The following is a 15,500-nucleotide window of genomic DNA, read 5'->3' on the forward strand; positions in this document are numbered from 1 at the left end:
AAAGGCGCACCACACATGACCTCCGCTCAGGTCGAGACGGACAAGGCCCCCGAGGAGGGGTACGAGCGCGGGCTCGGCAGTCGTCAGGTCCAGATGATCGCGATCGGCGGCGCCGTCGGCGTCGGACTGTTCCTGGGAGCCGGGGCGAACATCGCCAAGGCGGGACCCAGCCTCATCTTCATGTACGCCCTGGCCGGCGTGATCATCTTCTTCATCATGCGGGCACTGGGCGAACTGCTCCTGTACCGCCCGGTGTCGGGCTCCTTCGCGGAGTACTCCCGCGAGTTCCTCGGCCCGTTCTTCGGCTACTTCACCGCCTGGACGTACTGGCTGATGTGGGTGGTCACCGGCATGGCCGAACTCACGGCCGCCGCCATCTACGTCAACTACTGGTTCCCGGCCGTCTCCCAGTGGGTGACGGCGCTCGCCTTCCTGGTGATCCTCTTCGTGGCCAACCTGATCTCGGTGAAGCTCTTCGGCGAGATCGAGTTCTGGTTCTCGATGGTCAAGGTCACCGCCCTCATCGGCATGATCGTGATCGGCCTGGGCGTCCTCACCTTCGGCTTCAGCAGCGCCGGTGACACCGCCTCCGTCGCCAACCTCTGGCAGTTCGACGGCTTCTTCCCCAAGGGCATCGGCTCCTCCCTGATGACCCTCCAGGGCGTGATGTTCGCCTACCTCGCCGTCGAACTGGTCGGCGTCACCGCGGGCGAGTCCGAGAACCCGGAGAAGATCCTCCCCAAGGCGATCAACACCCTCCCCTGGCGCATCGCCCTCTTCTACGTCGGCGCCCTCACGGTCATTCTCTGCGTCGTGAAGTGGACCGAATTCGCGCCCGGCGTCAGCCCGTTCGTCGAGGCCTTCGCGAAGATCGGCATCCCGGCGGGCGCGGGCATCGTCAACTTCGTCGTCCTCACGGCCGCCCTGTCCTCCTGCAACTCGGGCATGTACTCCACGGGCCGCATGCTCCGCACCCTCGCGGACAACGGCGAGGCCCCCAAGGCCTTCAGCAAGCTGTCCGCGTCCAAGACCCCGGCCCTCGGCATCACGGTCTCCGTCGCCTTCATGGGCATCGGCGTGGTCCTCAACTACGTCGTCCCGGAGAAGGCGTTCGGCTACGTCACCTCGGTGGCCACCGCCGCAGGCATCTGGACCTGGCTGATGATCCTGATCAGCCACGTCCTCTACCGCCGCGCGGTCGACGCGGGCCGCCTTCCGGCCTCGTCCTTCCCGGCCCCGGGCGGCGCGAAGTTCTCCTACGTGGCCATCGCCTTCCTCCTCTTCGTCACGGGCCTCATTGCCTACGACCCCGACTCCCGCGTCTGCCTCTACGTCATGGCGGGCTGGACCTTCGCCCTGATCGGCGGCTGGATCGCCCTGAAGGTCCGCAACCCACAGGTCACCGAGCGCCGCGAGCCGGAGTTGGAGAAGGCCGGCTGACCCGTCCGGTCCCGGCATCTGGGCCGCCCCGTACCACCACTCGGTACGCGGCGGCCCTTCTGCTTATCCTGACGACCATGTCGACCCTGACCATCACCCAGGCCCTCTTCGACCAGATCGTGGCCCACGCGCGCGAGGACCACCCCGACGAGGCGTGCGGAGTCGTCGCGGGCCCGGCGGGCACGGACCGCCCCGAGCGCTTCATCCCGATGCTGAACGCGGCCCGCTCGCCCACGTTCTACGAGTTCGACTCGCAGGACCTGCTGAAGCTCTACCGCGAGATGGACGACCGCGACGAGGAGCCGGTGATCATCTACCACTCCCACACCGCGACCGAGGCCTACCCCTCCCGCACCGACCTCTCCTACGCCAACGAGCCCGGCGCCCACTACGTCCTCGTCTCCACCGCCGACACCGACGACGCCGGCCCCTTCCAGTTCCGCTCCTACCGGATCGTGGAGGGCGAGATCACGGAGGAGGACGTCAAGGTCGTAGAGGCATACTGACCGCGTACGCAACAGCCCAACTCGCCGTGACGGAGATGGTGTTGACGCAGCGGTCGAACGCACGGCGCCCCACGCTGGAGGATGTCGCCCGCTGGTCGGGGGTCTCGAAGTCCACGGTGTCGCGGGTGGTCAACGGTGAGCCCAAGGTGAGTCCGGAGGTCGCGGTCCGGGTCCGGGAGGCGATCTCCGCGCTGGGCTACGTCCCCAACCAGGCGGCCCGGCAACTGGTCACCCGCCGCACCGGCGCCGTCGCGGTGGTGGCGGCCCAGCCCGAGGACCGGCTGTTCCTGGACCCGTTCTTCGATTGTCTGCTGCGCGGCATCCGGGGCGAACTCGCCCGGCACGGCGCCCAGGCCGTCCTGCTGTTCGTGGACGAACCCGACGACTACGCGCGCGTGGCCGACTACCTCGGCGGCGGCCATGTCGACGGCGCGATCCTCTTCTCGCTGCGCCCCGGTGACCGGATGCCCGAGATGGTCGACAGGCTCGCCCTGCCCGCAGTCTTCGGCGGCCGTCCCCTCCTGTGCGACGGTGACCCCGTGCGCGGCCAGGCCTACGTCGACGGCGACAACCGGGGCGGCGCCCGCCAGGCCGTCCGGCACCTCCTCGCGCTCGGCCGCGAGCGCATCGCCACCGTCACCGGCCCCTACGACCAGGAGCACTCGGCCGCCGACCGGCTCGCCGGCTACCGGGACGCCCTCCCGGACACCGCGCCCCACCTGGTCGAACGCGCCGACTACACCCGGCAGGGCGGCGCCGACGCGATGGCCGCGCTGCTCGACCGCCATCCGGACCTCGACGCCGTCTTCGTCGCCTCCGACCTCATGGCCTCCGGCGCCCTCCAGACCCTGCGCGAACGCGGACGCCGGGTCCCGCGGGACGTGGCCGTGGTCGGCTTCGACGACCTCGTCTCCATCTCCGAGTCGACCGACCCGCCCCTGACCACTGTTCACCAGGACGTCGCCGAGATGGGCCGCCTGCTGGCCCGGCTGCTGTTCGACCGCACCGAACAGCACTCCGGGCAGGACCTGCCGTCGGCGATCGTGCCCACCCGGCTTGTCGTACGGCAGTCCGCCTGAGCTGCGCCGTCTCAGCCCCCGAATGAATTTCGTCCGAATTGTGAGATCGCCTACCGGGGCCCGGACCGGGAATCGATACGATGAGCCCATGGTTCTTCTCGACGTGAGCGAAAAGGCGCCGGGCACGCTGCTCGTGGCGCGGCTGCACGTCGACCTGTGCAGGCTGAACAGCGCCATCTGTTGACAGCGCGCTGTCGCCGTACAGGCCGTGCGCCGCGGCAAGCAGACGTGTGCCCACCGACACCAGACGACCCCTCCCGCTTCCGACAGGAGCCCCTTGCCATGGCCATCGAGGTCCGCATCCCCACCATCCTCCGCACCTACACCGGCGGCGAGAAGGCCGTCGAGGGTGCCGGTGAGAACCTCGCCGCGCTCTTCGCCGACCTCGAGACCCGGCACGCGGGCATCCAGGCCCGCATCGTCGACGGCGGCGAACTGCGCCGCTTCGTCAACGTCTACCTGAACGACGAGGACGTCCGCTTCCTCGACGGCATCAACACCAAGCTGACCGACGGCGACAGCGTCACGATCCTGCCGGCCGTGGCCGGCGGTATGGCCTGATCCTCGATGCGCTACGACTCCCCGCTGGCCGCGGTGGGCAACACCCCTCTGGTGCGCCTGCCGCGGCTCTCGCCGTCCAACGACGTCCGTATCTGGGCCAAGCTGGAGGACCGCAACCCGACCGGCTCCGTCAAGGACCGCCCGGCCCTGCACATGATCGAACAGGCGGAGAAGGACGGCCGCCTCACCCCCGGTTGCACGATCCTGGAGCCGACCTCGGGCAACACCGGAATCTCGCTCGCGATGGCCGCGAAGCTCAAGGGCTACCGCATGGTCTGCGTGATGCCCGAGAACACCTCGCAGGAACGCCGTGAACTGCTCGGCATGTGGGGCGCCGAGATCATCCCCAGCCCCGCGGCCGGCGGCTCCAACACGGCCGTACGCGTGGCCAAGGAGCTCTCCGCCGAACACCCCGACTGGGTCATGCTCTACCAGTACGGCAACCCGGACAACGCGGGCGCCCACTACGCCACCACGGGCCCGGAGATCCTCACCGACCTCCCCTCCATCACCCACTTCGTGGCAGGCCTGGGCACGACCGGCACCCTGATGGGAGTCGGCCGCTACCTCCGCGAACACAAGCCGGACGTCAAGATCGTCGCCGCCGAGCCGCGCTACGACGACCTCGTCTACGGCCTCCGCAACCTCGACGAGGGCTTCGTCCCCGAGCTCTACGACGCCTCCGTCCTCACCACCCGCTTCTCGGTCGGCTCGGCCGACGCGGTCACCCGCACCCGCGAACTCCTCCAGCAGGAGGGCATCTTCGCCGGCGTCTCCACCGGCGCGGCCCTGCACGCGGCGATCGGCGTGGGCAGGAAGGCCGTAGCGGCGGGGGAGAGCGCGGACATCGCGTTCGTGGTGGCGGACGGCGGCTGGAAGTACCTGTCGACGGGCGTGTACACGGCGGCGACGACCGAGGAAGCGATCGCGACCCTTCAGGGGCAACTCTGGGCCTGACGCCCGCGCCCCGGGCAGTCACTCCCCGGGGCCGTCGGCGAACTCCGGTGCCGGCGGGGACCAGTCGGCCATGATCCGGTCGTCGACGCGGTCGAGCACCGCGGTGCCGAAGAGCGCGACCGCCGCGGCATGGCCGGGCCGTCGGGGAACGCCGACTTCAGCGCCACCGCCCCGATGCCGAACGCCGGCACGGTCCGGATCCAGGCATGGTCGAGGACCAGCAGGGTCACCGCCGGCACCGCAGCGGCGGCGGCGATCGTCGACCACCAGCCCCGGAGCCGCGGCTGGCCGGGAACGGTCTCGAACGGACGCCGGGCGCAGCCCTCACCGAGCAGCCGCGCCTCCGCCGCCTCCAGATGCCGCCAGGCGTTCGGCGCCCGCAGCGCCCACAGGTACTCGCCCTCGCTCTGGCCGGGGGAGTAGGCCGGGTTGCGCACATGCGGCGGCAGCGCCTCGGTCCACAGTTCGCGTTCGAAGTCGTCGGCGTCCTCGGGCAACCTGCCGCCGGACATCCAGCGCTTCTGGCCGGATCTGTCGGGTGACGTCCGGCGCAGCGCCCCCTCGGCCACCAGCCTGGCCACCACCCCCTGTTTCACCGCCCACTGGTCCTGGCCGTTCAGCACGCCGAGGGCCGGCGGACCGAGCCGCTCCACGACATGCGGTTCTACGACTGCGCCGTTCCGGTCCTCGGCCACGAACGCCTCCAGACGGCGATCGGCGGCGGCACCGCGCACCTTGTCGTCGAGAAGCCACGCCGTGACCGCGATCACGAAGCAACCCGCGAGTATGAGCCAGTCCGTCATACAGGTCAGTTTCCCCGCACACCGGCGCTCGACGCCTGCGTACACCAACCCCAATTGCCATGGATTCAGCGGCTGTTGCGCATCACACGCCTACCGGGCGAGATGCCGGACCTGATCCCACAGAACCGGGTCCGCGACCCCCACCCGCCGCCGGAAATCGGCCACCGGCACGGACCGCAGCTCGTCGGTCTCCAGGTAGCTCGCCCGCTCCTGCGCGTCCCCGACCGACCCCGGTGGCAGCGCGATCACCCCGCCCCGCTCGTCGCGGTACTTGCTGGTGATCTTCGCGACCGTCGCCGTCCGCCTGCGCACCGCGAGCACCAGACACGGCCGGTCTTTCGCCGCCCCCGGCTGATCCTCGTAGGGGACGTTCGCCCACCAGATCTCGGCGGGCTGCGGCCGATCCCCCCGCACCTTCCGTGCGGGCCGGCGCCCCCGCCCCCACCCGTCGACGAGCGTGGCGACCAGCGCCAGCAACATCACCGCCGCGAGCGCGAGCCACCAGAATCTGTCCATGGGGACGACGCTACCGGCGCGCAATCCCGGCCGCGCGCCCTCTCGTACACCCCACACGCCCCGGTTCCAGCCGAACCGGTGACACCACAGGTGAGTTCCCCCACAACGGCCCTTGGCGGAGGAGCGACCGGTCCTTTTGCGCCTTACGCTCGACGGACCGCACGACCCCCGTCCCCCAACTCCAGAAGTTATCCGCCAGCGGAGGTTTCTGCTTTATGAAGCTCACCGTCGTCGGCTGCTCGGGGTCGTTCCCGTCCGTGGAATCGGCCTGTTCGAGCTACCTCGTAGAGGCCGACGGCTTCCGGCTGCTCCTCGACATGGGCAACGGCGCCCTTGGCGAGCTGCAGCGCCACTGCGGTCTCTACGACCTCGACGCGATCTTCCTCAGCCATCTGCACGCCGACCACTGCATCGACATGTGCGCGTACTTCGTCGCACGCTACTACCGCCACGACGGCGGCCGTTGCGACCCCATCCCGGTCTACGGCCCCGAGGGCACCGAGCACCGCCTCACCACGGCCTACGGCGACACCCCCACCGCCTCCTCGATGAGCGAGGTCTTCGACTTCCACACGGTGAAGCCGTCCACGTTCGACGTCGGCCCCTTCACCGTGCACACCGAGCGGGTCCGCCACCCCGTCGAGTCCTACGCCATCCGCGTCGAGCACGGCGGCCGGTCCCTCACCTACTCCGGTGACACGGGCGTGAGTCAATCCCTGGAGGAACTCGCCCGGGACACCGACCTGTTCCTGTGCGAGGCCGCGTTCACCCACGGCAAGGAGAACATCCCCGACCTCCACCTCAACGGCCGCGAGGCGGGCGAGGCGGCGACCAGGGCGGGAGCCCGGCGCCTGGTCCTGACCCACATCCCCCCGTGGACCGACCCCCAGGCCAACCTGGCCGACGCACGCGGGTTCTTCGCCGGCCCGGTGGAACTGGCGGCGCCGAGGGCGTCGTACGAGATCTGAAGTCGGCGGCGCGGCAGATTCGACCCGCCTCACGCACCTGTACCGCAAGGCCCCCGTAGCCCGTTCTCCCGGCGGCGGGGGCCTTCGGCATTCCGCTCCGCTCAGCGCAGCAGGCTGCCGCCGTCCACCGTCAGGACCTGGCCGGTCAGCGCCTCGGCGGAGTCGCCCGTCAGGAAACCCACGGTCGCGGCTACGTCGTCGGGGACGAGGGGGCGGGGGAGTGCCTGGGTGGCCAGGGCCGCGTCGAAGGCCTCGTCCGGCTGGTAGGCGGTCGCCGGGGTGCGGGTGAGCCCCGGGGCGACGGACGTCACGGCGATTCCGTCCTTGCCCAGCGCGGCGGCCAGGGTGCGCGCGAAGGCGGTGAGCGCCCCCTTGCTGGTGATGTAGCCGAGCAGGTCGGGGCTCGGTGGCCGCCACACGGTGTCGGAGGTGATGAGCACGATCCGGCCGAACCCGCGCTCCCGCATCCCGGGCACGAAGGCCTGCGCCAGCAGCAGGACCGACTCGACGTTGACGGCCTGGATCCGCCGCCAGTCGGCGAGGCCGGTGGTCTCCCACTCCAGCGGGTCGGCCGCGGCGGCCGAGTGCACGAGCACGTCGACCCGGCCGTACCGCCCCAGGATTTCCGCGGCGGCCCGCCGTACGTCCTCCTCCGAGGCGAGATCGCATACGACGTCTCCGGTCCGGTCCAGGACGACGACCTGGTGTCCGAGCCGGGCGAGTTCACGGGCGATCGCACCGCCGATCGCGCCGGCTCCGCCGGTCACCACCGCGACCCGTGCCGTCGGGACATCAGCCATGGTTCTCATCTCCTGCGTCGCAGCATTGAGGGCATTGAGGGCATTGAAGGAGCGCTCATTGCTCAGGCAAGCAAATTGTGCGCCGGTCGACGGGCGCACGGCAAGTCGTCGCTGCGGCATAGTGGTACGTGTAACCGTCACTCTTACACGCTCCGGGAGCGCGATGCCCACCAGCAGTCGCTTCGTCGTCGCCGTCCACGCCCTGGTCGCCCTCGCGGTCAGCGGCGACAAACCGCTGCGCTCCGAGGACCTCGCCCACTCGGCCAACACCAGCCCCGTGGTGATCCGCGGCCTGCTGTCCCGGCTGAGCGCCGCCGGCCTCACCAGGTCCCAACTCGGCGCGGGCGGCGGCGCGTTGCTGGCCAGGCCGGCCGAGGAGATCCGGCTCCTGGAGGTGTACCGGGCGGTGGAGGACACCCGGCTGTTCACCCTGCACCGCACCCCGCCGCCGCCGGACTGCGCGGTCGGCAGCAACATCGTTGGCGGTCTCCAGCCCGCGCTGACCCGCGCCCGCGAGGCCTTCGAGGCGGAGTTGGACCACACCACGATCGCGGAGATCGCCGACGAGGTCGCCCGCCTCGGGAACTTCACGATGCCGCTCGAATGGTGACCGCCCGACGGGGTGACCCGCGGCATCTTCCGAAGATAAGTGTCGCTGTGTCGCTTACACAGTGCTAATGTCGAAGCGTCCGTCACCCAGGGCGGACGTCACTCACGACAGGAGCACACGATGAGCAGCACCCCCTCGGCCGTCGACCTGCTACGGCATACCTTCGACACCTTCCTCGCCAAGGACATGAAGGCCTGGACGGACCTGTGCGCCGACGACGTCGTAGCCGAATTCCCGTTCGCCCCGGAGGGAACGCCGGCCCGGATCGAGGGGCGCGAGGCGCTCTACGAGTACCTGCGCGGCTACCCCGACCTCATCGACATCAGCGAGATCCCCTCGGTTCGCCTCTATCCGACCGCCGACGAGAACGTGGCGATCGCGGAGTGGAGCGTGATCGGCAGCGTGGTGTCCAACGGCAATCCCTACAACATGAGTTACGCGACCTTCGCGACCTTCCGCGACGGACTCCTCCTCAACTACCGGGAGTACTGGAACCCGAAGGTCTTCCTGGAGGCGCTCGGCGGCGACAGCTTCTGATCGCACGCCCCCTTATGTCGAACTGCTTGCCTGGGCAACTAAACAAGCCTATTGTTGCTCGGGCAAGCAATTACAAGCCCCCTGTATCTTGCGTTCTGCGTCGTGCAGAGAAGAGGTCCAGAACATGGCCGCCCACACCTCCCGCCGCTCCCTCCTGGCCCGCGCCGCCGCCCTGACCGCGGTCCCCGCGATCGGCTCCGTCGTCGCCGACACGGCACTCGCCGCCCCGGCCCGCGCCGCCGACACCACCGGCCTGCCCGACTACGCCCCGGTGCCCCAGTCCTCGCTCGGCCCGGCGCTCAACAGCCAGGGCTACTACGTCGGACGTATCAAACGGAACCTCTACTGGGTCACCGACGGCACCTATGTCTCCGCGTTCCTGACCACCCGCGACGGCGTGGTGCTGCTCGACGCGCCGCCCTCGATCGGCCACAACATCCAGCGCGCCATCGACGACGTGACCAAACCCAACGGCCTCAGCAGCAAGGTCACGCACCTCATCTACTCGCACCACCACTCCGACCACGCCGGCGGCTCCGGCATCTTCGGCCGGAACGTCACCCGGATCGGGCACTCCGAGACCCGCAGACTCCTCGTCCGGGACAACGACCCCAACAAGCCCGCCCCCGAGGAGACCTTCGAGGACCACCGGGTGCTGCACATCGGCGGCGAGCGCATAGAACTCGCCTGGCAGGGTGCCAACCACACCCCCGACAACATCTACATCCACCTCCCCGCCCACGACACGCTGATGCTGGTGGACGTGGCCCTGCCCGGCTGGGTGCCGTTCGCCAACCTCAACATCAACGAGGACATCCCGGGCTCGCTGCAGGCGCCGGCCAAGGCCCTCAAGTACCCGTGGACCACCTTCATCGGCGGCCACCTCGGCCGGCTGGGCACGCGCCGCGACCTCAGGATCCACATCGACTGCATGGACGACCTGGAGACGGAGATCCGCACCGCCCTCACCACGGTCGACGCCACCCCCTACTTCGTGAAGTACGGCAACAACACCTGGGCCGCGGTCAAGACCTACCTCGACGAGGTGATCGCGGTCGCCGCCCGCCCGGTCGTCCGGAAATACACCGGCGTCCTCGCCGCGGCCGACGTCTTCACCGAGAGCAACGCCTTCATGCTCATGGAGTCGATGCGCCTCGACAGCGGCTTCGGAATGACCGTCCACGACTGACCCGCCCCCACCCGAACCACACCAGGAAAGAGACTGTGATGAAAGCGATTCAGCAGTACGACTTCGGTGGACCCGAGGTGCTCACCGTGACCGAGATCCCCGAACCCGAGCCGCGCGCCGGACGGGTCCGGGTCCGGGTGACGGGGACCTCCGTGAACCCGGCCGACCTCGCGGCCCGCGCCGGCTGGCTGCGCCAGGTGCTGCCCGATCTGGCACCGCCGTTCATCCTCGGCGCGGACCTCGCGGGCACGGTCATCGACGGCGACGGACCGTTCGCCCCCGGCACCCGGGTCGCCGGGCTCGCGCCCTGGTTCGTCAACCAGGAGGGCACGTACGCGGAGGTCGTCTCCATCGACCCCGCCCATCTCGCCCAGATCCCGGACGGCGTCGACGACATCACGGCCGCGGCCGTCCCGATCACCTCCGAGACCGCCTGGCAGTCCCTCGACCTGGGCGGACTCGAAGCCGGGCAGACCGTCCTGGTCACGGGCGCGAGCGGCGCCATCGGCGGCTGGGCGGTCCAGCACGCGGCAGGCCGCGGCGCCAAGGTCGTCGCGGTGGCGTCGAACGGTGACGAGAAGTACGTCGAGGGCCTCGGCGCCGACATCGTCCTCGGCCGGGCGGGCGACGCAGGCGAACTCGCCGCCGCGGTACGGAAAGCGGTGCCCGGCGGGGTCGACCTCGTCGTGGACCCCGCCGGTATCGGCGGCGACCTGATCCACGCCGTGCGCGACGGCGGCGTCTTCGTCGTCATCGCGGTCGTGCCGGAGCCCCCGGCGGAGCGCGGTGTCGAGGTACGCAGGGTCAGCGCACAGTCCGACGGCCCGCTGCTGGCGCAGATCCTCGCCGACCTCGCCGACGGGAAGAAGAAGGCCCGCGTCGGCCTGACCCTCCCGCTGACCGAGGCGGCCGAGGCGCACCGGAGGAGTGAGGAGAGGTCGGTGCGGGGGAAGATCGTGCTCACGGTCTGAACGGGCCGACACACGGCCCGAGTTGGCCGATACGACGATGCCCGGCCCGGAGCGGACTCCGGGGCCGGGCATCGTCGCGTCGTACGGGCGGCTCACGCCTTGGTGAGGTCCTCGATCTCCTCCTCGGGCTCGCGGCCCGGGGTGGGGAGGTTCCACTTGGTGATCGCGAAGCGGAAGACGAAGTAGTAGACCGCGCCGAAGACCAGACCGATCGGGATGATCAGCCAGGGCTTGGTGGCGAGGTTCCAGTTGAGGGCGTAGTCGATGAAGCCGGCGGAGAAGGTGAAGCCCGCGTGGACGCCGAGCGCCCAGGTGATCGCCATGGACAGGGCGGTCAGCACCGCGTGGATCGCGTAGAGCACCGGGGCGATGAACATGAACGAGAACTCGATGGGCTCGGTCACACCGGTCACGAAGGACGTCAGCGCGAGCGAGATCATCATGCCGGTGATGGCCTTGCGGCGCTCGGGGCGGGCGGAGTGCGCGATGGCGAGCGCGGCGGCCGGCAGGCCGAACATCATGATGGGGAAGAAGCCCGACATGAACTGTCCGGCGGACGGGTCACCGGCGAAGAAGCGGGTCAGGTCACCGTGGACGACGGCACCGGTGGAGTCCTTGTAGTCGCCGATCTGGAACCAGGCCACGGAGTTGACGAACTGGTGCATGCCGACCGGGATCAGACCGCGGTTGATCAGGCCGAACAGAGCGGCACCGAAGGAACCGAGACCGGTGATCCACTCGCCGAAGTTCGAGATGCCCTCACCGATCGGCTTCCAGACCAGGCCGAAGAAGACACCCATGAGCGTGCCGACGAACGCCATGATGATCGGCACCAGGCGACGGCCGTTGAAGAAGCCGAGCCAGTCGACCAGCTTGGTCCGGTGGAACTTCTGCCACAGCACCGCGGACAGCAGACCCATGATGATGCCGCCGAGGACACCGGGGTTGTTGTAGGTCGCGGCCACGTCCGCGCCCTTGAGGATCTTCGCGTCGGTGACCGGAAAGGCCTTGAGCACATTGCTGTAGACGAGGAAGCCGACAAGCGCGGCCAGCGCGGTGGAGCCGTCGGACTTCTTGGCGAAGCCGATCGCTACACCTATACAGAACAGCAGCGGCAGGTTGTCGAAGATCGCGCCACCGGCGGTGGCGAAGACCGCCGTCACCTTGTCCGGCAGATGCAGCTTGTCGTGGATGTCGGCCTGACCGAACCGGAGCAGAATGCCCGCCGCCGGAAGCACGGCGATCGGGAGCTGAAGGCTGCGGCCGATCTTCTGCAGGCCCTGGAACAGGCCGGATCCCCACTTCTTCGCGGGGGCCGCCGTTGGCGCGGTGGCGGTGGACATAGACTTCCTCCATCGGGTGGTGGTCTACACCACTCAGTGGTGTAGACCTGTTGTAGCAGATGAAGTCCGCATAAAGGAACCCGCAAAACCTGCGACCGAATCGCTACGCGACGTACACGACGGCACAGAGGGCGAAGGGCCCCCGGACCGATGGTCCGGGGGCCCAACTCGCCTACGCCGTCAGGCTTTTGTGACGTCCTCCCGCTCCTCCTCCGGCTCCCGCCCCGGAGTCTTCAGATCGAACTTCGTGATCGCGAAACGGAAGACGACGTAATACACCGTCGCGAAGCACAGCCCGATCGGAATGATCGCCCACGGTTTCGTCGCCAGGTTCCAGTTGATCGCGTAGTCGATCAGCCCCGCCGAGAAGCTGAAACCGTCGTGCACCCCGAGCCCCCAGGTCACCGCCATCGACACACCCGTCAACACCGCGTGGACGGCGTAGAGGAGGGGCGCGATGAACAGGAACGAGTACTCGATGGGCTCGGTGATACCGGTCATGAAGGAGGTGAGCGCGACCGACACCATGAGCCCACCCACCTCCTTACGGCGACTCGGCTTCGCGCAGTGTGCGATCGCGAGCGCCGCCGCCGGCAGCGCGAACATCATGATCGGGAAGAACCCCGACGTGAACTGCCCCGCGTTCGGGTCGCCCGCCAGGAACATGTTGATGTCACCGTGCACCACCGTCCCGTCCGGCTTGGTGTAACTCCCGAACTGGAACCAGATGGGCACGTTCAGGAACTGATGCAGCCCTACGACCAGCAGTGCCCGGTTGGCCAGACCGAACACCCCGGCACCCACCGCACCCCGGGCGCTCAGCCAGTCGCTGAAGTGCTCCAGACTCGTGCCGATCGGCGGCCAGATCCACAGCGCCACCGCCGCGACCGCGATCGCCACGAACGACATGATGATCGGCACCAGCCGCCGCCCGTTGAAGAAGCCCAGCCAGTCCACCAGCTTCGTACGGTGGTACCGCGCCCAGAAGAACGCGGTCAGCAGCCCCAGCACGATCCCGCCGAACACCCCGGGATTCTGGTACGTGAACGCCGACACCGATTGATCGGCGGCCTGGCAGCCGATCCCGGGCAGCACGTCCGTACCGCCCGTGCAGTCCTTGGGGAACTGGCGCAGCACGTTGTAGTAGACGAGGAAACCGACCAGCCCGGCCAGCGCCGTCGACCCGTCCGACTTCTTCGCCATCCCGATCGCGACACCCACACAGAACAACAGCGGCAAACCGAGCTGACCGTCCAGCAGCGCGCCGCCGGCACCCGCCATCACCTTCGAGACATTGGTCCACCCCAGCCCGTCGTCCCCGAACACGTCCGGCTGCCCGAGCCGGTTGAGGATGCCGGCGGCCGGCAGTACGGCGATGGGGAGTTGGAGACTGCGGCCCATCTTCTGCAGCCCCTGGAACACCTTGTTCCAGGAGACGCGCCCGGGACCGGCGGCGGCGCTGTCGGCGCTCATGGACGCCCCTCGGTAATGTGGTGTAGACCAGTTGCGACGTGATCGTCACCATCATTCGGCACGCACGACATGACCGCTCGCGAAGCTGGGCCAACTGTGGGTTACTGCGACAAAGCGGTTCGGATCAGGGAGAGAACACCATGGCCACCAAGGCTGAGAAGATCGTTGCCGGGCTGGGCGGCATTGACAACATCGAAGAGGTCGAGGGCTGCATCACCCGCCTGCGCACCGAGGTGAAGGACCCGAGCCTGGTCGACGAAGCCGCTCTGAAGGCCGCCGGCGCCCACGGCGTCGTCAAGATGGGCACCGCCATCCAGGTCGTCATCGGCACCGACGCGGACCCGATCGCGGCGGACATCGAAGACCTGATGTGAAGCGCGGGGATCATCCCCGGCCTCGCGCACCGAGGGGGCTCTTCCCGATCCGGGAGGAGCCCCTTCCGCGTCTACCACTAGGCTCTTCGCCATGTCTCGAATCGACGGCCGAACCCCCGAACAGCTCCGCCCCGTCACCATCGAACGCGGCTGGAGCAAGCACGCCGAGGGCTCCGTCCTCGTCTCCTTCGGCGACACCAAGGTCTTCTGCACCGCCTCCGTCACCGAAGGCGTCCCCCGCTGGCGCAAGGGCAGCGGCGAAGGCTGGGTCACCGCGGAGTACTCCATGCTGCCCCGCGCCACCAACACCCGCGGCGACCGCGAATCCGTCCGCGGCAAGATCGGCGGCCGCACCCACGAGATCAGCCGCCTCATCGGCCGCTCGCTGCGCGCCGTCATCGACTACAAGGCCCTCGGCGAGAACACCATCGTCCTCGACTGCGACGTCCTCCAGGCCGACGGCGGCACCCGCACGGCCGCCATCACCGGCGCGTACGTCGCGCTCGCGGACGCCGTCACCTGGGCCCAGGGCAAGAAGCTGATCAAGGCCGGCCGCCAGCCGCTCACGGGCACGGTCTCGGCCGTCTCGGTAGGCATCGTCGGCGGAGTCCCTCTGTTGGACCTCTGCTACGAGGAGGACGTCCGGGCCGAGACCGACATGAACGTCGTCTGCACCGGCGACGGCCGCTTCGTCGAGGTCCAGGGCACCGCCGAGGCCGAACCCTTCGCCCGCGACGAACTCAACGCCCTCCTCGACCTCGCGGTCGCCGGCTGCGGCGAGCTGACCGCCGTACAGCGAAAGGCACTTGAGGCCGCGCTGGAGAAGTAAGAGGCTGGACGGGTCAGTAAAGGACGTACAAAGAGAAGCGGGCTGCGGGGTCAACCCGGCAGCCCGCATCCGCGTCCCTACGCATACGGAACGGAAACGGGGAGTGGACGCAGAAGCCCACCCCCACGGGAGGAAACCGAACCATGGCCGCCGCAAGCCGTCGTAGCCGTATCGCCGTCGCCACCACCGTGGCGGTGATCGGCCTCACGGCCGGACTCGCCACCGGCTGCGACGCCGTCGACAAGGCCATCGACTGCGTCCAGACCGCCGACACCATCGCCGACAGCGTCACCGGCCTCCAACAGGCGGTGGAGAACGCGGCCAACGACCCCACCCAGACCGACCAGTCCCTCAACTCCATCGAGAAGGACCTCGACAAGATCGGCGACAAGACCGACAACGCGGACGTCAACAAGGCTGTCGACGACCTCCGCAAGGCCGTCGACAACGTCCGCACGGCGGTCAAGAACGGCGACAACACCCCCGACATCGGCCCCGTCACGGACGCGGCGGGCGAACTGACGAAGGTGTGCACGTCGTAGAC

At 69.1% G+C, this 15,500-nt stretch carries 19 protein-coding genes; 14 read left to right on the forward strand and 5 right to left on the reverse strand.

Annotation, left to right across the window (positions count from 1 at the left end; translation table 11 throughout):
* Positions 1–15: 15 nt before the first annotated feature.
* The 6 genes from OH768_RS32250 to OH768_RS32275 all read left to right on the forward strand — a co-directional run bounded on the left by OH768_RS32250 (position 16) and on the right by OH768_RS32275 (position 4,543).
* Entirely contained in the window at positions 16–1,440 is a 1,425-nt protein-coding gene (locus tag OH768_RS32250; protein ID WP_406459435.1) for an amino acid permease, read from the forward strand.
* Between the two features lie 77 nt (positions 1,441–1,517).
* Positions 1,518–1,946, forward strand: coding sequence for a Mov34/MPN/PAD-1 family protein (locus tag OH768_RS32255; protein WP_406459437.1), 429 nt, complete (start codon positions 1,518–1,520; stop codon positions 1,944–1,946).
* A 35-nt stretch (positions 1,947–1,981) separates the two neighbouring features.
* Entirely contained in the window at positions 1,982–3,025 is a 1,044-nt protein-coding gene (locus tag OH768_RS32260) for a LacI family DNA-binding transcriptional regulator (protein ID WP_406465530.1), read from the forward strand.
* Between the two features lie 88 nt (positions 3,026–3,113).
* Positions 3,114–3,209 carry a putative leader peptide gene (locus OH768_RS32265; protein ID WP_310873142.1) on the forward strand — a complete coding sequence of 32 codons (96 nt, stop codon included), beginning with the start codon at positions 3,114–3,116 and terminating at the stop codon, positions 3,207–3,209.
* A 98-nt stretch (positions 3,210–3,307) separates the two neighbouring features.
* Positions 3,308–3,586, forward strand: coding sequence for a MoaD/ThiS family protein (locus OH768_RS32270; protein ID WP_019065920.1), 279 nt, complete (start codon positions 3,308–3,310; stop codon positions 3,584–3,586).
* A 6-nt stretch (positions 3,587–3,592) separates the two neighbouring features.
* Complete coding sequence (locus tag OH768_RS32275; RefSeq protein ID WP_406459440.1) at positions 3,593–4,543, forward strand: PLP-dependent cysteine synthase family protein; 951 nt, start codon at positions 3,593–3,595, stop codon at positions 4,541–4,543.
* Here OH768_RS32275 and OH768_RS32280 read toward each other — a convergent pair.
* Positions 4,522–5,346 (reverse strand): hypothetical protein, encoded by an 825-nt coding sequence (locus OH768_RS32280; protein WP_406459442.1) that lies wholly within the window; start codon positions 5,344–5,346, stop codon positions 4,522–4,524. The two genes, OH768_RS32275 and OH768_RS32280, sit on opposite strands and share 22 nt — an antisense overlap.
* A gap of 90 nt (positions 5,347–5,436) precedes the next feature.
* A complete protein-coding gene (locus OH768_RS32285) occupies positions 5,437–5,862 on the reverse strand; it encodes a type II toxin-antitoxin system PemK/MazF family toxin (RefSeq protein ID WP_406459444.1) in 426 nt (141 codons plus the stop codon).
* 215 nt (positions 5,863–6,077) lie between these two features.
* On the opposite strand from OH768_RS32285, the gene OH768_RS32290 reads away from it, so the two are divergent.
* Positions 6,078–6,830 carry an MBL fold metallo-hydrolase gene (locus OH768_RS32290; protein WP_406459446.1) on the forward strand — a complete coding sequence of 251 codons (753 nt, stop codon included), beginning with the start codon at positions 6,078–6,080 and terminating at the stop codon, positions 6,828–6,830.
* 101 nt (positions 6,831–6,931) lie between these two features.
* Here OH768_RS32290 and OH768_RS32295 read toward each other — a convergent pair whose 3' ends face one another.
* Positions 6,932–7,630, reverse strand: coding sequence for an SDR family NAD(P)-dependent oxidoreductase (locus tag OH768_RS32295; RefSeq protein ID WP_406459448.1), 699 nt, complete (start codon positions 7,628–7,630; stop codon positions 6,932–6,934).
* Between the two features lie 163 nt (positions 7,631–7,793).
* On the opposite strand from OH768_RS32295, the gene OH768_RS32300 reads away from it, so the two are divergent.
* From OH768_RS32300 to OH768_RS32315, 4 genes are all read left to right on the forward strand, one after another.
* Positions 7,794–8,240, forward strand: coding sequence for an Rrf2 family transcriptional regulator (locus OH768_RS32300; protein WP_406459450.1), 447 nt, complete (start codon positions 7,794–7,796; stop codon positions 8,238–8,240).
* A gap of 120 nt (positions 8,241–8,360) precedes the next feature.
* Positions 8,361–8,777 carry a nuclear transport factor 2 family protein gene (locus tag OH768_RS32305; RefSeq protein ID WP_406459452.1) on the forward strand — a complete coding sequence of 139 codons (417 nt, stop codon included), beginning with the start codon at positions 8,361–8,363 and terminating at the stop codon, positions 8,775–8,777.
* 124 nt (positions 8,778–8,901) lie between these two features.
* The gene (locus tag OH768_RS32310) at positions 8,902–9,966 is read left to right on the forward strand and encodes an MBL fold metallo-hydrolase (protein WP_406459454.1); all 1,065 of its coding nucleotides are present in this window, start codon (positions 8,902–8,904) and stop codon (positions 9,964–9,966) included.
* 38 nt (positions 9,967–10,004) lie between these two features.
* Positions 10,005–10,937, forward strand: coding sequence for an NADP-dependent oxidoreductase (locus OH768_RS32315; RefSeq protein WP_406459456.1), 933 nt, complete (start codon positions 10,005–10,007; stop codon positions 10,935–10,937).
* 92 nt (positions 10,938–11,029) lie between these two features.
* Here the strand turns inward: OH768_RS32315 and OH768_RS32320 are convergent, their stop codons facing one another.
* Together OH768_RS32320 and OH768_RS32325 are read right to left on the reverse strand one after the other, a co-directional pair.
* On the reverse strand, positions 11,030–12,280 hold the full coding sequence (locus tag OH768_RS32320) for a PTS transporter subunit EIIC (RefSeq protein WP_406459458.1): 1,251 nt from the start codon (positions 12,278–12,280) through the stop codon (positions 11,030–11,032).
* A 180-nt stretch (positions 12,281–12,460) separates the two neighbouring features.
* Positions 12,461–13,753, reverse strand: coding sequence for a PTS transporter subunit EIIC (locus OH768_RS32325; RefSeq protein WP_406459460.1), 1,293 nt, complete (start codon positions 13,751–13,753; stop codon positions 12,461–12,463).
* Between the two features lie 104 nt (positions 13,754–13,857).
* On the opposite strand from OH768_RS32325, the gene OH768_RS32330 reads away from it, so the two are divergent.
* From OH768_RS32330 to OH768_RS32340, 3 genes are all read left to right on the forward strand, one after another.
* The gene (locus tag OH768_RS32330; protein WP_078532317.1) at positions 13,858–14,127 is read left to right on the forward strand and encodes a PTS glucose/sucrose transporter subunit IIB; all 270 of its coding nucleotides are present in this window, start codon (positions 13,858–13,860) and stop codon (positions 14,125–14,127) included.
* A 91-nt stretch (positions 14,128–14,218) separates the two neighbouring features.
* A complete protein-coding gene (gene rph, locus OH768_RS32335) occupies positions 14,219–14,956 on the forward strand; it encodes a ribonuclease PH (RefSeq protein ID WP_019065907.1) in 738 nt (245 codons plus the stop codon).
* A gap of 143 nt (positions 14,957–15,099) precedes the next feature.
* Positions 15,100–15,498 carry a hypothetical protein gene (locus OH768_RS32340; RefSeq protein WP_406459463.1) on the forward strand — a complete coding sequence of 133 codons (399 nt, stop codon included), beginning with the start codon at positions 15,100–15,102 and terminating at the stop codon, positions 15,496–15,498.
* The last annotated feature ends 2 nt before the right edge of the window (positions 15,499–15,500 follow it).

The organism is Streptomyces sp. NBC_01622 (assembly GCF_045209635.1).
Lineage (GTDB): Bacteria > Actinomycetota > Actinomycetes > Streptomycetales > Streptomycetaceae > Streptomyces.

Excerpts from the sequence above, each read along its gene's own strand:
- OH768_RS32250 (WP_406459435.1), top strand. The coding sequence starts at position 16 with ATGACCTCCGCTCAGGTCGAGACGGACAAGGCCCCCGAGGAGGGGTAC.
- OH768_RS32255 (WP_406459437.1), top strand. The coding sequence starts at position 1,518 with ATGTCGACCCTGACCATCACCCAGGCCCTCTTCGACCAGATCGTGGCC.
- OH768_RS32260 (WP_406465530.1), top strand. The coding sequence starts at position 1,982 with ATGGTGTTGACGCAGCGGTCGAACGCACGGCGCCCCACGCTGGAGGAT.
- OH768_RS32265 (WP_310873142.1), top strand. The coding sequence starts at position 3,114 with ATGGTTCTTCTCGACGTGAGCGAAAAGGCGCCGGGCACGCTGCTCGTG.
- OH768_RS32270 (WP_019065920.1), top strand. The coding sequence starts at position 3,308 with ATGGCCATCGAGGTCCGCATCCCCACCATCCTCCGCACCTACACCGGC.
- OH768_RS32275 (WP_406459440.1), top strand. The coding sequence starts at position 3,593 with ATGCGCTACGACTCCCCGCTGGCCGCGGTGGGCAACACCCCTCTGGTG.
- OH768_RS32280 (WP_406459442.1), bottom strand. The coding sequence starts at position 5,346 with ATGACGGACTGGCTCATACTCGCGGGTTGCTTCGTGATCGCGGTCACG.
- OH768_RS32285 (WP_406459444.1), bottom strand. The coding sequence starts at position 5,862 with ATGGACAGATTCTGGTGGCTCGCGCTCGCGGCGGTGATGTTGCTGGCG.
- OH768_RS32290 (WP_406459446.1), top strand. The coding sequence starts at position 6,078 with ATGAAGCTCACCGTCGTCGGCTGCTCGGGGTCGTTCCCGTCCGTGGAA.
- OH768_RS32295 (WP_406459448.1), bottom strand. The coding sequence starts at position 7,630 with ATGGCTGATGTCCCGACGGCACGGGTCGCGGTGGTGACCGGCGGAGCC.
- OH768_RS32300 (WP_406459450.1), top strand. The coding sequence starts at position 7,794 with ATGCCCACCAGCAGTCGCTTCGTCGTCGCCGTCCACGCCCTGGTCGCC.
- OH768_RS32305 (WP_406459452.1), top strand. The coding sequence starts at position 8,361 with ATGAGCAGCACCCCCTCGGCCGTCGACCTGCTACGGCATACCTTCGAC.
- OH768_RS32310 (WP_406459454.1), top strand. The coding sequence starts at position 8,902 with ATGGCCGCCCACACCTCCCGCCGCTCCCTCCTGGCCCGCGCCGCCGCC.
- OH768_RS32315 (WP_406459456.1), top strand. The coding sequence starts at position 10,005 with ATGAAAGCGATTCAGCAGTACGACTTCGGTGGACCCGAGGTGCTCACC.
- OH768_RS32320 (WP_406459458.1), bottom strand. The coding sequence starts at position 12,280 with ATGTCCACCGCCACCGCGCCAACGGCGGCCCCCGCGAAGAAGTGGGGA.
- OH768_RS32325 (WP_406459460.1), bottom strand. The coding sequence starts at position 13,753 with ATGAGCGCCGACAGCGCCGCCGCCGGTCCCGGGCGCGTCTCCTGGAAC.
- rph (WP_019065907.1), top strand. The coding sequence starts at position 14,219 with ATGTCTCGAATCGACGGCCGAACCCCCGAACAGCTCCGCCCCGTCACC.
- OH768_RS32340 (WP_406459463.1), top strand. The coding sequence starts at position 15,100 with ATGGCCGCCGCAAGCCGTCGTAGCCGTATCGCCGTCGCCACCACCGTG.